Source organism: Pseudomonas sp. MAG002Y, from assembly GCF_019400845.1.
GTDB lineage: Bacteria > Pseudomonadota > Gammaproteobacteria > Pseudomonadales > Pseudomonadaceae > Chryseomonas > Chryseomonas luteola.
In genome coordinates this window covers 224,818-239,770 of the sequence record NZ_WOEJ01000005.1, presented here as the reverse complement: position 1 = coordinate 239,770, position 14,953 = coordinate 224,818, and the positions used below count along the sequence as shown (strand labels likewise).

At 55.7% G+C, this 14,953-nt stretch carries 13 protein-coding genes; 10 read left to right on the top strand and 3 right to left on the bottom strand.

Annotated elements, in window-relative coordinates; genetic code table 11:
* Position 1 precedes the first annotated feature (1 nt).
* The 3 genes from GM154_RS09535 (at position 2) to GM154_RS09525 (ending at position 3,111) form a co-directional block, all read left to right on the top strand.
* Positions 2–607, top strand: a complete 606-nt coding sequence (locus tag GM154_RS09535) for a GNAT family N-acetyltransferase (RefSeq protein ID WP_219652060.1) — start codon at positions 2–4, stop codon at positions 605–607.
* Positions 604–2,424 carry an IucA/IucC family siderophore biosynthesis protein gene (locus GM154_RS09530; RefSeq protein ID WP_219652059.1) on the top strand — a complete coding sequence of 607 codons (1,821 nt, stop codon included), beginning with the start codon at positions 604–606 and terminating at the stop codon, positions 2,422–2,424. Before GM154_RS09535 ends, GM154_RS09530 begins: the two co-directional genes overlap by 4 nt.
* A 273-nt stretch (positions 2,425–2,697) precedes the next feature.
* Positions 2,698–3,111 carry a response regulator gene (locus tag GM154_RS09525; protein ID WP_074825481.1) on the top strand — a complete coding sequence of 138 codons (414 nt, stop codon included), beginning with the start codon at positions 2,698–2,700 and terminating at the stop codon, positions 3,109–3,111.
* 167 nt (positions 3,112–3,278) lie between these two features.
* Here GM154_RS09525 and GM154_RS09520 read toward each other — a convergent pair whose 3' ends face one another.
* The gene (locus tag GM154_RS09520) at positions 3,279–5,450 is read right to left on the bottom strand and encodes an ATP-binding protein (RefSeq protein WP_219652058.1); all 2,172 of its coding nucleotides are present in this window, start codon (positions 5,448–5,450) and stop codon (positions 3,279–3,281) included.
* Between the two features lie 335 nt (positions 5,451–5,785).
* Here GM154_RS09520 and GM154_RS09515 point away from each other — a divergent pair, with 335 nt between their 5' ends.
* The 4 genes from GM154_RS09515 to GM154_RS09500 all read left to right on the top strand — a co-directional run bounded on the left by GM154_RS09515 (position 5,786) and on the right by GM154_RS09500 (position 9,988).
* Positions 5,786–7,135, top strand: coding sequence for an MFS transporter (locus tag GM154_RS09515; protein ID WP_219652057.1), 1,350 nt, complete (start codon positions 5,786–5,788; stop codon positions 7,133–7,135).
* Positions 7,136–7,270: 135 nt separating this feature from the next.
* Positions 7,271–8,131, top strand: a complete 861-nt coding sequence (locus tag GM154_RS09510) for an SRPBCC family protein (RefSeq protein WP_074825474.1) — start codon at positions 7,271–7,273, stop codon at positions 8,129–8,131.
* A complete protein-coding gene (locus GM154_RS09505) occupies positions 8,131–9,300 on the top strand; it encodes a zinc-dependent alcohol dehydrogenase (protein ID WP_219652056.1) in 1,170 nt (389 codons plus the stop codon). The genes GM154_RS09510 and GM154_RS09505 overlap by 1 nt, the downstream gene beginning before the upstream one ends.
* 13 nt (positions 9,301–9,313) lie before the next feature.
* Positions 9,314–9,988 carry a sulfite oxidase-like oxidoreductase gene (locus GM154_RS09500; protein ID WP_125889015.1) on the top strand — a complete coding sequence of 225 codons (675 nt, stop codon included), beginning with the start codon at positions 9,314–9,316 and terminating at the stop codon, positions 9,986–9,988.
* 31 nt (positions 9,989–10,019) lie between these two features.
* Here GM154_RS09500 and GM154_RS09495 read toward each other — a convergent pair whose 3' ends face one another.
* Positions 10,020–10,376, bottom strand: coding sequence for a response regulator (locus tag GM154_RS09495; RefSeq protein WP_019365010.1), 357 nt, complete (start codon positions 10,374–10,376; stop codon positions 10,020–10,022).
* A complete protein-coding gene (locus GM154_RS09490) occupies positions 10,373–12,238 on the bottom strand; it encodes a PAS domain S-box protein (protein WP_219652054.1) in 1,866 nt (621 codons plus the stop codon). Before GM154_RS09490 ends, GM154_RS09495 begins: the two co-directional genes overlap by 4 nt.
* Before the next feature lie 155 nt (positions 12,239–12,393).
* Between GM154_RS09490 and GM154_RS09485 the strand changes: the two genes are divergently transcribed.
* From GM154_RS09485 to GM154_RS09475, 3 genes are all read left to right on the top strand, one after another.
* On the top strand, positions 12,394–13,092 hold the full coding sequence (locus GM154_RS09485) for a DUF421 domain-containing protein (protein WP_233432144.1): 699 nt from the start codon (positions 12,394–12,396) through the stop codon (positions 13,090–13,092).
* A complete protein-coding gene (locus GM154_RS09480) occupies positions 13,093–13,827 on the top strand; it encodes a DUF421 domain-containing protein (protein WP_219652053.1) in 735 nt (244 codons plus the stop codon).
* A 127-nt stretch (positions 13,828–13,954) separates the two neighbouring features.
* Positions 13,955–14,938 (top strand): NAD(P)/FAD-dependent oxidoreductase, encoded by a 984-nt coding sequence (locus GM154_RS09475; RefSeq protein ID WP_258019783.1) that lies wholly within the window; start codon positions 13,955–13,957, stop codon positions 14,936–14,938.
* The last annotated feature ends 15 nt before the right edge of the window (positions 14,939–14,953 follow it).

The following is a 14,953-nucleotide window of genomic DNA, read 5'->3' as shown; positions in this document are numbered from 1 at the left end:
TATGACTGCCATTGCCTTGCAAACACCCATCGATACCCGCCCGTGCTTCAGCAAGCCACAGCATGGACTCGGCCACTTCAGCCTGCGCCCACTCAGCCTGCCAGAGGATACGGCGCGACTACATGATTGGCTGACTCGTGACTATGCACGCTTCTGGGGGATGCAGAATGCGACCCAGGCAGAGGTGGAAACATTCTACCGCGACCTCATGGCCTCTCCTCATGCCAACGCCTACCTGGGTTTACATGATGGCGCACCGGCTTTCCTGGTCGAATGCTATATGCCGCTTCATGACCCGGTAGGCCAGCACTACGACGTGAAGCCAGGTGACCGGGGCATGCATTTTCTCGTCGCGCCCTGCGAGAAACCTGTTTCAGGCTTCACCCTGGCCGTGATGCGAACCATCATGGAATTCATTTTCAGCGATCCCTTTGCCCGCCGCGTTGTCGTCGAGCCCGATGTCCGTAACGACAAGATCCACGTGCTCAATCAGCGTGTCGGTTTCGAGTACGACCGTGTCATTCAACTGGGCGAAAAACCTGCCCACCTCGCCTTCTGCACTCGCGAGCACTACGCCGCCAGCCTTGTAATGGAGAACCGCCCATGAACCAGATGATCACTACTCTGCCCACCGCCACGCCCGGTCAAGCCGCATTGCACCTGACCCCCGAACGTTGGAGCAAGGTCAATCGCCTGCTCGTGCGCAAAGCCCTGGCGGAATTTGCCCATGAAAAGCTTATCGAGCCGGCCTTGATCGCGTCTGAAAACGGTTGGGAGCATTACCGTCTGGACAATGGCAATCCGGCACTGGAGTACCGCTTCCGAGCTCGCAAGCTGGCGCTTGATCATTGGCTGATCGACACCGCCTCGATCGAAAAGACGCAGGACGGCAACGCTGCGCCGCTGGATGCGCTGGAGTTCATCATCGAGTTCAAGGATCAACTGGGTATTCAGGAAAGCATGATGCCGGTCTATCTGGACGAGATCAGCAGCACGCTGTATGGCAGCGCCTACAAGCATGCCAAACCAGGATTAACCGCCGAAGAACTCACCCGCGCTGACTTCCAGTCCGTAGAAACCGGTATGATGGAAGGCCACCCGGGGTTCGTCGCGAACAATGGCCGCATGGGCTTCGACGCGAACGATTACCGCGCCTATGCACCTGAAGCCGCCTCCCCGATCCAGTTGGTCTGGCTGGCTGTACGCAAGACCAAGGCAACGTTCTCATCGTTATCGGACCTGAGCTATGAGCGCCTGCTCGAAGAGGAACTAGGCAGCCAGACGGTTGCTGATTTCACTGCTCAGCTGACCGAACAGGGCTTGAATCCGAACGATTACCTCTTCATGCCGGCTCACCCGTGGCAGTGGTTCAACAAGCTTTCCATGGCCTTCTCGGCCGATGTCGCCAACCGCAATATCGTCTGTCTGGGCTTTGGGGAGGATCAGTACCTGGCGCAGCAGTCGATCCGCACCTTCTTCAACGCAAGCCACCCTGAAAAGCGTTATGTGAAAACGGCACTGTCCATTCTGAACATGGGCTTCATGCGCGGTCTGTCGCCTTACTACATGCTGGCGACGCCTGCTATCAACGAGTGGCTGAAAGCATTGATTGAAAGCGATCCGTTTTTGACCGAAAACGGCTTCAGTATCTTGCGTGAAGTAGCCTCGGTGGGCTATCGCAACCACTACTACGAGACGGCACTGGTCAACGACACCCCTTACAAGAAGATGCTCTCCGCCCTGTGGCGCGAAAGTCCGGTTCCACAACTAAAGCCCGGCCAACGCCTGATGACTATGGCCTCGCTGCTGCATCTGGACGCCCAGGGAGACTCGCTCCTCACGGCGCTGATTGCCTCCTCCGGCGTAGATACGGACACCTGGTTGCGCCGCTATCTCAACGCCTACCTGACGCCCCTGCTGCACTGCTTCTATGCTCACGATCTGGTGTACATGCCTCACGGGGAGAACCTGATTCTGGTACTGGATAACAACGTTCCGTCGCGGGCAATCATGAAAGACATTGCGGAAGAGATCGCCGTGCTGAACCCTGATGCCAAGCTGCCGGAAAAGATCAAGCGATTGGCCGTCTCTGTACCCGAAGAGCTGAAAATCCTGTCGCTCTTCACCGACGTGTTCGACTGCTTCTTCCGCTACATGAGCGCCATTCTAGTGGAAAAAGCCGACTACTCTGAGGACCGTTTCTGGTCGCTGGTAGCCGAGTGCGTCAGCACCTATCAGCAGAGCCATCCTCAATATGCCGAGAAATTTGCCCGATACGACCTGTTTGCGCCCGAGTTCATCCGCTCCTGCCTGAACCGTCTTCAATTGGGCAACAACCAACAAATGGTCAATCTGGCAGATCCGGCTGGAAACCTGAAGCTTGCCGGAACCTTGATCAATCCGATCGCACCATTTAAGCGTTAACGTGAATAAATCCGCTCCGGCCGCCTGCATAGATAGCCGGAGCGGACAGGATGGGAAACCGTAGAAACAGCCAGACGTTGCACCTGTTAATGGCATCTTCACGCGGTGCGCTTAGGATGTAACACCTTCTGCATCACTACTGATGTCGCGTTGTGTTAATTGGATCAAGTAACTTACAGGTGTACGTTCGTCCACCTATAAAGCGAAGCGTCCTGAAATTTGAGAAAATAAGGGATTGCGCATGAAGCGCGTCTGATCTGGGCTGGCAAAGCTATGAATGGTGTTATCGAAGAGCCTAAAGCTTTGCTTGAAGGCCACTGGCTTGTCTTGATTGAAGATGATCCACTTCTGCAAAGTATCTTATCGGGCTTCGTGGAAGAACTGGGCGGTCGTGTCAGCAGCTTCGAGACGGCTGATGATGCGTTGGTTTACATGCTCAGTGCAGGTGAAAAGCCCTCTCTGGTCGTCACCGATCATCTGGTGCCTGGGCAGATCAAGGGCGCCGAGCTGGCAACCATGGTTGGCGCACGCTGGCCAGGTCTTTCAGTCATTGTAACCACCGGACGTGATCTGGAGACCATTCCTGAGCTACCAGACGGCATGCTTTATCTACAGAAGCCGTGGGATTTGGTACAGATGAAAAAAGCCATTATCCAGATGCTAAAGAAAACATCTATCAGCCTCTAGCAAAAGCGTGCATCCATTCAGACTGCGCCGCCAGTCATTCTTTAAAGAGCTATCCACGAGAAGACGGACTTTCCTCAGCTTAACCTGCCACATGGGTAGCAAAGCGATTCGATCCATACCCATGCTGTCTGGATAACGTGGATCAGATGCAGATGGTCAGGATGCCTTTAGGTTTCGTCCAGAATCATACGCACCTGCTTTCCGAACGCTTCAAGGGAGAAAGGTTTGGTAATCAGATGCATGCCCTCTTTGAGCTGCGCTTGTAGCGTGGCGATATCCTTGGCGAAGCCAGTAATGAACAGGACTTTCATCTCTGCTCGCTGATCGTGTATCAGCTTGGCAAGCTCAGAGCCACTCATGTCTCCAGGCAGCCCGATATCGGTAATCAACAGATCGATTCGCTCATGCCTTTCCAGCTGTTTGAGAGAAGATTTACTATCGATACCCTCAAGAACGGTATATCCCAGCTCCTCTAGCAGCTCGGTCAGCATCATTCGAATGATCGAATCATCTTCGACCAGTAGAATCGTTTCGCCTGACTTGGCCTCAGGAATGGTATTTTGCTCAAGGGTAATGATTTCCTCAGAGGTCACCTCATGGCTGGGCAAATACAGCGAGACAACAGTACCTTTGTCCGGACTGCTCTGAATAAAGGTTTGCCCACCGGATTGCCGGGCGAACCCATACACCATGGACAGTCCCAGGCCGGTTCCCTCGCCAAGTCCTTTGGTTGTAAAGAACGGATCAAATGCCCGCTCGACCACCTCGGCTGACATACCGATGCCGTCGTCTGTCACTGTAAACAACACGTAAGCACCTGGAGCCAAGCCCTGAATAGCGGCCTGGGTCTTATCGACCTCTACGTGTGAGGTCTGAATCTGGATAGTGCCTCCATTGAGCATTGCATCACGGGAATTGATGCAAAGATTGAGCAAGGCATTTTCAAGCTGGCTGGGATCACAGAGCACAGCGCCCGTGTCAGGCGCGAATCTGGCTTCGACCGATATCTGCGGTCCTACGGTGCGCTTGATCAGCTCCTCCAGCTCCACCACCAGTCGATCTGGTCGTACCAGCCTGGATTCCAAAGGTTGCTGGCGTGAGAATGCCAACAGGCGATGAGTCAGGGCCGAGGCCTTGTTGGCCGAACTCATGGCTGCGCCAATATAACGTGACAGCTCGCCTGATCGGCCTTGCTCGACCCGTTTCTGCAGCAACTCAAGAGCAGCGATAATCCCAGCGAGCATATTGTTGAAGTCGTGGGCAATCCCTCCTGTAAGTTGCCCGATGGCATCCATCTTCTGGCTTTGACGTAGTTTCTTTTCTACCAACTCACGCTCACGCTCGGACTCACTCAGTGCAAGCGTACTCTCGGATACCCGCTCCTCTAGGACATCGTTCCAGTCTCGCAACGCTTCTTCCAGCTGTTTGCTTTCGACAATACTTTCGACCGTACCATGCCAGCGGAGGATTTCTCCTCGGGCATTTTTCCAGGGGAATGCGCGAACCCGATGCCAGGCAAACTGTCCGGACGCTGTTCTGATCCGAACCTGAGAATCATAGGGCGAACCGCTGCTCAGGGACCTGAACCAGGCGCTATCAGTGGCTTCTATGTCGTCTGGATGAACAACCTGCTTCCAGGTATCACGCAAGGCCTGTTCATGGGAAAGTCCTGTCAATTCCAGCCAGCGCTCGTCAAACCCGGACATCCTTCCATCCGGCGTAGCCGTCCAGGGAATCTGCGGATTCAACTCCGATGAAATCCGGTACTGCTCCTCACTGAGTCGCAAGGCCGCAGCTATCTGCTTGGCCTTCTCCAACGTGGTCAGCCGATTGACCGAGGCAGCGAGCAGGTTCGCATAACTTCGCAGGAACTGAATGTCGCTGTCGTTAAAACGCCGTGCACTCCGGCTGTCGACTTCAAGAATGCCGTAGGGCTTCTGATCTCGGGAGCCGATAATAATGACGTTGATTAGCGCTTTTACACCGTGATCCTTGATGAAATCCGCATAGACGAAGCGTTTTTCGGTATTTATGTCATCGGAAATCACTGGGAAGCCGGTCTTTAGGGCATGGCCCTCAGAAGAACGCTTGTCAACCTTGATGATTTCCTGGCCTACGATGCCCGGCCGCCAGCCCACACCTGCCTTTACAAGCAGGGTGTGGCCATCAGGCTGAAGCTCCATCACCTTGGCCAGATCTGTACCAAGCGCGTGCCCTACAAGGCGACAAGCCTCGTGAAGTATCTCATCCAGGCTTTCTGACTGAAGCGCCAACTCACCAAACTGGGCAAGGATAGCTTGCCGTTTCAGTAAATCAGCTTCGCGATTGGTAGCAGACAAAAGACTTGGCTCCCTCGATAGGCTGAATAAGACTCGGACTCCTTACCCAATACAGACGTTCGTTCAGCCAGACGAAATACCAGTACCCGCCTTGAACATGCAGCGACAGGCTAAAGCGCAGAGCGCTCCTGTGGCGCCTCCGAAAAGGTTCTGCCAACCACATGTCGTCTGCTCAACGATAGGGGTCGTCGGCAGACCACTGTGCCTGGGAAACCGCCTTTACAGTTCAGAACGGTAGCGTTTGATACCACCAGGCCCCTATCCTCATTATCCTAATAATCCGTGCGCCTGCTCTTTCCTGCCCGTTGCGAATCCCTTTCCTCTGGAGCGTGATCATGACCCAGGCAGCACCCGGTTCCGTCGACACCCATACGTTGCGAAAAGTCATTGCCGCCGCCTCGATCGGTAATTTCGTCGAGTGGTTCGACTTTGCCATCTATGGCTTTCTTGCAACGATCATTGCCGAGCAATTCTTTCCCAGCGGCGACGCGAAAGCCGCTTTGCTCAAGACCTTTGCCGTATTCGCCGTTGCCTTTGCCTTCCGGCCATTGGGCGGCATCGTTTTCGGCATGCTGGGCGATCGGATCGGCCGCAAGAAGATACTGGCCCTGACGATCCTGATGATGGCCGGTGCCACGACGCTGATAGGCCTGCTACCTACCTATGCCGCCATAGGCATGGCCGCTCCGCTACTGCTGACCGTTATCCGATGCGTCCAAGGATTCTCGGCCGGAGGCGAATACGCTGGTGCCTGCGCCTATGTCATGGAGCATGCACCACGGGAAAAACGCGCCACGTACGGAAGTTTCGTACCCGTATCGACGTTCTCGGCCTTTGCCTGTGCAGCCGTATTGGCCTACGGTCTGGATGCTACGCTTACCAAAGACGCCATGGCCAGCTGGGGCTGGCGTATACCCTTTCTTATTGCAGCGCCTCTGGGCCTCGTAGGCCTATATTTGAGGTTGCGGCTAGGCGAGACCCCGGCGTTCCAGTCTGTCGAGGCTCAACACGCAGTAGCACATGCGCCACTGCGTGAAACGCTCAAGTCCAATGGCGGAGCTATCTGTCGGCTGGGCGCGTTTATTTCCGTAACGGCCCTGTCCTTCTACATGTTCACAACCTACTTTGCGACTTACCTGCAGGTAGCCGGTGGGCTTGATCGCGCCTCCGCCCTTCTGGTTACCGTCATTGCCCTGGTTTTTGCAGCCATGCTATGCCCATTCGCAGGTCTCTTTTCAGACAGGGTTGGGCGCAAGGCTACCGTATTTACAACCTGTACCTTACTGATCGTTGTGGTCTATCCGTCGTTCTGGATGGCCAGCTCAGGCAACCTGCTGCTGTCGGTTCTGGGCGTACTGCTATTGGCCGTCGGAGCGGTACTGTCCGGTGTCGTCACCGCTGCACTGCTGTCAGAAGTCTTCCCCACCCGGACGCGTTACACCGCCTCAGCCATTACCTACAACATGGCTTATACCGTTTTCGGCGGTACTGCGCCTCTCATGGCAACCTATTTGATTGCACAGAGCGATAGCAACCTGGCACCAGCGTTCTATCTCATCGCGATATCCGTAATGGCGTTGATCGGAGGTCTGCTGCTACCCGAGACGTCAAAGGTTGAACTGAGCGAGGTAACCGGGCGTGTGCCCGCTGCGGAGACGGCTTCCTTGACCAGCATAACCACCTGAGACGCTTTCAGCGTCAGGCGGCAAACCTGTCCATCGCCTGAACGTTTGTCAGCCTTTGTAACGACTAGGGAACAGGACGTCTCGCAGTGGAGTCCCCTTTAGATACCGATTGGTTCTATATGGAGATAACACACGATGAAAGCCCTGCATGAACCACTAATGGCCACACGCAAGTCCCAGCAGTCACTCAATGAGCCTAATGTACAGGGAACCGAGCGCACCCTTTCCCTTGTAGGTGGTGGCTTACTCCTGGCAGGCGGCCTGCGCCGTGGCGGTCTTCTGGGGCTGGCACAAATGGCCTTGGGCGCACTGGTAACAGCCCGTGGCGTCACTGGTCGTTGCAAGGCCAAGGCAGCGCTTACGCCTACGCCATACGAATCGCTTCTGCAGGAAGAGTACGGCTGGACCAATGCCGAAGCAATTTCCCGCACGATTACCATTGGCAAACCGCGTGCTGAGGTCTACGACTTCGTACGCAGCATTGAAAATCTCCCCCTCTTCCTGCGTCGCCTCGAACGCGTCCAGCAGATGGACGCCACTCACTATCGCTGGGTTGCGGTAGGCCCACAGAATCGGACAGTAGAGTGGAATGCGTTCCTGGAGGAAGAGATTCCGCAGGAACGTATTGTCTGGAGCACCGAATCCACGGCATACCTTCAGCATAAAGCCACCCTCACTTTCAGAGATGCCCCTAACGGCATGGGAACGGAGTTACAGGTCGTTCTGGCGTGCGAACCGCCAGCCGGCCGGGTAGGTTATGCTGCAGCCAGTCTGATCAGCCAATTCTCGGGACGTGAGCTTAATCTTGATTTGCGTCGCCTGAAGCAGCTCCTAGAGACCGGCGAGATTACCAACAGCCTCATGAGAACAGGTGCTGTCGAACGGGTCCCGGTGGATGAAGTGTCAGCAACCGTACCGTTGGAAGGCGAAGTAATCAGCGAGCCGCGCACCATCGCGTCACATACCGATGAGACTCGTCAGGGAGGGGCTTACTGATGCGCGCGCTCACCTGGCAAGCCCCTAATGTTCTTCAAGTAGAAACCGTACCGGACCCGGAAATCGTTAATCCACGCGATGTCATTCTGCGCGTCACCATGTCATCGGTATGCGGCTCCGACCTTCACCTGCTGGGCGGTTACGTGCCGGCCATGAAGCCGGGAGACATCATCGGCCATGAATTCATGGGTGAGGTAGTTGAAGTTGGCTCCGGCATTAGCCAATTCAAGAAGGGTGATCGCGTTGTTACCATTTCCATCATAGGGTGCGGCAACTGCGAACATTGTCAGCGTAGCGATTTTTCCTGCTGCGACAACTCCAACCCGAACCCGGAAACGACAGATCTGGCCTACGGCCAACCGTGCTGCGGCATTATTGGTTACAGCCATGCCTTTGGCGGATATGCCGGAAGCCATGCGACGTATATCCGGGTGCCCTTTGCCGACGTCAACCTGTTCAAGGTGCCCGATGGCGTTACCAATGAGCAGGCAGTCTTTGTGTCGGACGCTGCGCCGACTGGCTATTTTGCTGCTGATAATGCCGATATCCAGCAGGGCGATACTGTCGCCGTCTGGGGCTGTGGCGGTGTTGGCCAGATGGCCATTCGCATCGCCTACCTGATGGGTGCCGAGCGGGTTATTGCTATCGACCGCTTCGCCTCTCGCCTTGAACTGGCCGAGAAGAAGGCCGGGGCGATTACCATCAATTACGAAACCACGAATGTCCACGAAGCCTTGCTGGAGTTGACTGGTGGGCGCGGGCCAGACCGCTGCATCGACTGTGTCGGCATGGAAGCGCACGGCACCGAGCTGGATTATGTATACGACAAGACTAAACAACTGATGCACCTGCACACTGAGCGCGGTACTGTGCTTCGCCAGGCCATTCGGGCCTGTCGCAAAGGCGGGACGGTATCCGTGGTGGGCGTTTACGGCGGCCTCCTGGACAAATTCCCCATGGGTGCCATCGTCAACAAAGCCCTTACGGTTCGCTCCGGCCAGCAGCCAGGCCAGCGGTATGCCAATAAGCTGTTCGAGCACATTCAGAAAGGCGAGCTGGATCCGTCCTACCTGCTGACGCACCCGATGAGTCTGGAAGATTCACCGCGCGGTTATGCCATGTTCAAGGAAAAGACCGAGGACTGCATGCGCGCGGTATTCATGCCGTAAATGGGAGTTGTGCATGGACGATGAAAAGGATCACCCGCCTCCAGAACCCACCAAGCTGACCCAGTCCAAAGAGCGCTGGGTCAGTGAGGGGCGCTATCTGACAGGCCGTATTTCACGGCCTGAAGAGGAGCGTTTACCGCCCGGTCAACATTTGGTCAAGAACTGGCCCATACTGGATCTGGGCGTCAGGCCCACCGTTACTCGGGAACGTTGGCAGCTAAACGTGATCGGCGCAGTGAAAAACCCGCAGAACTGGAACTGGGACGCCTTTATGGCGCAACCCCAGTCTCGATTAGTCAGCGATATTCACTGCGTAACCAGCTGGTCTCGCTACGACAATCAATGGCAGGGTGTAACCACGCAGGACCTGCTGGATCGTGTACAGCCGCACCCGGACGCGCGTTTTGTACTGCTCTACTCCAACGACGGGTATACCACCAACCTGACGCTGGAGGATTTCGCAGCTCAGGGCGCCCTGCTTGCCCACTCCTGGGAAGGTAATCCCCTCTCAACCGAGCACGGCGGGCCGGTACGCCTGATCGTACCCCACCTGTACTTCTGGAAAAGTGCCAAGTGGATCAGGCGAATCCAGTTTCGGGTCAGCGATGTGCCCGGCTATTGGGAAGAGCGCGGGTATCACAATCGTGGTGATCCCTGGCAGGAAGAACGTTATTCCGACGATGAGTGATGCCTGAAGGCATCACTCACTCTTGTTTTCATCAAGGGAAGTTGGCCTGTAATGCCCTTTCCAAATCGTCAGGCTTGAACGGCTTGGCCAGAACCGGCCGATTTTTCCACTCTTCCGGCAACCCGTAGGCCCCATAACCAGTAGAGAACATAAAGGGGATGTCGCGCGCGGCCAGCTGCTCGGCAATCGGAAAAATTTCACGCCCACCTACATTCACATCCAGAATGGCCAGATCGAAGGTTTCTGAGCTGGCCAGCCGCATGCCTTCATCAAAATCAGCCGCGCTACCTGCCACGTCGTAGCCAAGCTCATCTAGGATATCTTCAAGCAGCATGGCGATCAGTGTTTCGTCTTCGACAAGCAGGACACGTTTACGGGTAGTGGTCAAACGAAGCTTCCTTTGGGCCTGACCTGCAGGCACAACAGCGGGATGGATAAGTGACATTCGAGGCCTTGCGGTACGAATGTGGTTACGACGCGCCCTTTCAGTTCACGCGTAATGCTGCGATCGATCAGGCGAGAGCCAAAGCCTTTGGTCTGGGGAGTCTCGACAGTGGGACCGTCGCGCTCCAGCCAGCTGAGTTCCAAGCAATCATGCCCCGTATGCTCATCTTTACCGACATACCACTCCAGCTGCAAGCGCCCTTCCGGGACGGAGAGTGCACCGTATTTTGCGGCATTGGTGATAAGTTCATGAAAGACCATGGCCAAGGCCAGTGCTTCTCGGGGCTCAAGCGCATAATCACTGCCAAAAAGCGCAATGCGGTCAGACTTTTCCTGCTCAGTATAAGGCGCAATCTCCTGCTCGATTACCGCTCGGAGTTGAGCCCCTTGCCATTGCTCATGGGTCAGCAGGTCGTGGGCCTTGCTCAAAGCCAGCAAACGGGCATCGAATGTTTCGCGGAATCGAGACTCGGCATTTGCGCTACGCAGGCTATAGGTTGCAATGGACTGCACCGTCATCAGCGTGTTTTTCACCCGGTGGTTCAACTCATTGATAAGCTCGCGCTGCTGAGCCTCCGCCTTCTTGTGCCGGCTGATATCCACACACATATTGACAGCGCCGGTGATTTCACCTTGCGCGTTACGCAAGGGGGACGGGTACGCCGCGAATGGAACACGCGAGCCATCCTGCCGCAGAATAAAGCCTTCTCCACCTTGTATGGCCTTACCATCGCTAAGTACTTCAGCCATGAAGCATTCATCATGGTTCAGCTCACGACCATCCGGCCACTGCATCTTCCAAGAGCCGCACCACTGGGCCTTACCCAATCGGGGACGATACCCCCAAAGCTCCACTGCGGCTTCGTTGTAAAAGGTCAGGTAACCCTTCGCGTCGGTGGTGTAAACGGCCACGGCAAGTCCATCGAGCAGCTCACTCAAATGCCGCTCGCTTTCGCGCACGGCTTGCTCGTCTTTTATCCGCTGGGTGATGTTATGGGTCACGGCCAGATGAACTCTACGACCATCCGGCAGGCGCAGCGGAACCGCATGGGTTTCCATGTTTACCCGGGAGCCAGCCAAGCCAATGATGTCGTAGGTCCAGCTGAGCTGCTCACCGTTGCACACGCGCAGGTGATTCGCGATCCATATCTCCCGATGCTCGGGCACGATGAGATCGAATACGCAAGACCCCTGTACCGCTTCAAGGCAGTCGGCCTCAATCATGGCAAGGCCGGCCCCGTTCATCTGCATCAGCGAGCCGTCTTCGGTTACGATCTTGATGCACTCGGGCGTTGCATCAACGATAGCTTGAAGAAAAGCCTGACTTTCCTGCAATTTCCGCTCGCTTTCCTTGCGCTCGGTAATATCCTGAAAGCAGTTGATGGCACCCTTGATCTGCCCGATCTCGTCAAAAATCGGCGAAATATTGATCAGTGCCCAACGCTCCTGCCCCACCAGGCTCTGAACTCGCAACTCATGATTGCGCACCGGAGCACCGGTGCGCAGCACGCTGGCCATGGGCGACTCTTCGGGTTGCATCACACGTCCGTCGACATGAAAAATTCGATCGATCCCGATATAGTAGGTTTCGCCAGGGACAAGCTCCCGCCCCCAGAATTCCGCTGCCTTGCGGTTATAACGAACAATGGCGCCCGTTGCGTCACAGACGAACGCAGCGGCCGGTAGAAGCTCGAACACCATATCGTTCAAGACATCTGACGACAGCGATGGCATCGGAGCAGGATCAGGGGAAGAGACTTCCAGCGTGCAGTTCATAATCCAGGAGGTGCTCAACAAGCCGGCCATAAAAGGTCGGTATTTTACAGTTTTGTGCCTTGAGCGCGTCATGCCCGTCTCGACAAACGGTCATTAATCGATCAAAGGGTTGCCGCCTCGTCGGAGCAAGCGAACCGATTTGCCATTTTCTGCTTCAAACATGGCGTATTGATGTTGAGGCCGTTATGCAAGCTAAGCAATTTTCCCTGGCAGACTGGCACCGCATTCTCATCGGCGAAACACCTTGGACGTTCCTGATAGAAGTGGTTATCCGGGCTGGGCTAACCTATGTTCTGATCATGATGGCCATGCGGCTCCTCGGGCGGCGCGTGGCTTCCCAATATACGCTCTTCGAACTCTCTGTAGTCGTTACCCTGGCCGGTGCAATTGGTGTACCGCTGCAAGCGCAGGAGCGCGGCATGTTGCCGCCTCTGATCATCATGGCAGGCGTCATTATCTTTCAGCGAGTAACTGCGCGTCTGACCATGCGCCATCCCAAGGTAAACCATGCCGTCTCGGGCAGTGTGATGACTGCCATCACCAATGGGCGACTGGAACTGGAGGTCTTGCGAAAGACTGTCCTGTCTCGGGAAAAAATCTTTGCACTACTGCGCATGCGCAACATTCAGCACCTGGGCCAGCTCAGCCGCGTCTATATCGAGCCTTCCGGCTCCATTTCCATCGTACTGACTGACCAGCCCTGCCCTGGGCTTTCTATTATTCCGGAGATCGACACCGAGTTGCGGGAAGCAGTAGCCAGCCGGGACCATTTTTCCTGTACGAGCTGCGGGTACACACTCAAGACTCAGCAAGAACCGCAATGTGCCTGCGAATACTGCAAGGCTGAGCGCTGGATGCCAGCCGCTGTAGAGCTGGAGGACTGAATGCTGAACATCACATCCTGGGATTGGCACCGTATTTTGCTGGGCGAAACACAGTGGCCGTTCATGATCGAGGTGGTGCTGCGTACCGGCGTGATCTACCTGCTTCTGCTCATGATGATGCGCATGATGGGCCGCCGTGTCGCCGCTCAGCTCAGCATCTCGGAACTGGCCGTCATGATTACGCTGGGTGCGGCGATTGGTGTGCCCCTGCAGACACCGGAAAAAGGCATCCTGCCTGCTGCTGTTCTCTTGCTGACGGCTCTGATTTTTCAGCGAGGCCTGTCGTTTCTGTCATTCAAGAGACGCTCGGTAGAAGTGGCGACCCAGGGGGACTCAACCATTCTCGTCAAGGATGGCCGTCTGGTCATCGACAACATGGTCAAGGCCCGCCTCTCGCCCGAACGTATTCACTCGGAGCTGCGCGCGCAGAATATCCAGCATCTGGGGGAGGTTCGCCGTGTCTACCTGGAGTCATCCGGCCACTTCAGCCTGATTAAATACCGTACGCCGCACTATGGACTCTGGCTGCTGCCAACGCCAGACGATGAAATGAGTGAGCGTATCCAAGTCAACAGCCACTATGCCTGCTCACGATGCGGTCACGTAACGGAGTGCAACCCTGCGCCTGAAGATCAGGAGTGCGACTGCTGCGGCAACAAGGAATGGCTACCCGCTGTGAGGCGTCTAGGAGTAAAGATGCAGGAGAAAGAAGACGACCAGAAAGCATCGGAGTAACCCTACCGCACGCCAGACAATAATAATTGTGGAGAACTTTCAAACGTGCGCAGCCTTCTACTTCTCATAGGTGGTCGACAGCCCTACTGGGTGTGATCTTAACCATACGCAACAGGGCCTCCCCATCATGAAAGATTATGAGCAGATATTTGACCAACCTGAGTCCATTACAGGTACCAGCGCAGCCGATGAGCTGGATTGCGTTATTGTGGGCGCAGGGCCAGCGGGCCTTACAGCTGCCATCTACCTGGCACGCTTTCACCGCAAGACGCTGATCGTCGACGACGGTGCCAGTCGTGCCGCCTTGATTCCCCTCTCTCATAACTATCCCGGTTTTCCACCCGGCATTTCGGGCAAAGGTCTGCTGGAGCGTTTGCGGGAGCAGGCAACGACCTATGGTGCTCGTTTTGAAAATGCCCGAGTCGATGACATCCAGCAGCGCCCGGAAGGTTTCGAAGTGTTCTTCAATGGCCAGAGCGTGTTGACCCGTCGTGTATTGCTGGCCACCGGTATACAGGATGAATTGCCCGATATGCCTAGTGTGTACGAGGCCATTGCAGCATCTTCCGTGCGCCTGTGCTCGATCTGTGATGGCTACGAGATCAATGGTGATAATGTGGCGGTGTATGGCGAGGCAGAATGCGCCATCTCACACGCTGTATTCCTGCGCACGTTTACGAATCGGGTGACCGTTGTCATACACGGAGAGCCAAAGGCCTGTGAGGAAGCGTTTGCTCTGGCCGAACATTATGACATTCGCCTGATCAGTGATCGCGTTGAAGGCATCCGCCTGCTGGAAGACCAGCAGGTAGAACTCAGGACCTGCAAGGGCGAGACTCATCGGTTCGACATCGTTTACCCGTCTTTGGGTTCTAGAGTCCGTTCCGAGCTGGCCATACGCCTGGGCGCCGAAGCCGACGATACGGGAGCATTAATTGTTGATGAACACCTGCGTACTTCCATTCCAGGCCTGTATGCGGCAGGCGATGTCGTCAAATCACTCAAGCAGATCAGCGTAGCGACCGGCCACGCCGCACTCTGCTCGACGGCCATTCACAGCAGTCTTGAGACCAATCCCTGGACAGCGCGGAACGCGGCCCCGACACAGTAAGCATGCAACAAAAAG

What these genes read in the sequence shown, in the direction of transcription:
- GM154_RS09505 (WP_219652056.1), top strand. Translation starts at nt 8,131, where the DNA reads ATGCGCGCGCTCACCTGGCAAGCCCCTAATGTTCTTCAAGTAGAAACC.
- GM154_RS09490 (WP_219652054.1), bottom strand. Translation starts at nt 12,238, where the DNA reads ATGGCCGGCTTGTTGAGCACCTCCTGGATTATGAACTGCACGCTGGAA.
- GM154_RS09525 (WP_074825481.1), top strand. Translation starts at nt 2,698, where the DNA reads ATGAATGGTGTTATCGAAGAGCCTAAAGCTTTGCTTGAAGGCCACTGG.
- GM154_RS09475 (WP_258019783.1), top strand. Translation starts at nt 13,955, where the DNA reads ATGAAAGATTATGAGCAGATATTTGACCAACCTGAGTCCATTACAGGT.
- GM154_RS09485 (WP_233432144.1), top strand. Translation starts at nt 12,394, where the DNA reads ATGCAAGCTAAGCAATTTTCCCTGGCAGACTGGCACCGCATTCTCATC.
- GM154_RS09480 (WP_219652053.1), top strand. Translation starts at nt 13,093, where the DNA reads ATGCTGAACATCACATCCTGGGATTGGCACCGTATTTTGCTGGGCGAA.
- GM154_RS09510 (WP_074825474.1), top strand. Translation starts at nt 7,271, where the DNA reads ATGAAAGCCCTGCATGAACCACTAATGGCCACACGCAAGTCCCAGCAG.
- GM154_RS09500 (WP_125889015.1), top strand. Translation starts at nt 9,314, where the DNA reads ATGGACGATGAAAAGGATCACCCGCCTCCAGAACCCACCAAGCTGACC.
- GM154_RS09515 (WP_219652057.1), top strand. Translation starts at nt 5,786, where the DNA reads ATGACCCAGGCAGCACCCGGTTCCGTCGACACCCATACGTTGCGAAAA.
- GM154_RS09535 (WP_219652060.1), top strand. Translation starts at nt 2, where the DNA reads ATGACTGCCATTGCCTTGCAAACACCCATCGATACCCGCCCGTGCTTC.
- GM154_RS09530 (WP_219652059.1), top strand. Translation starts at nt 604, where the DNA reads ATGAACCAGATGATCACTACTCTGCCCACCGCCACGCCCGGTCAAGCC.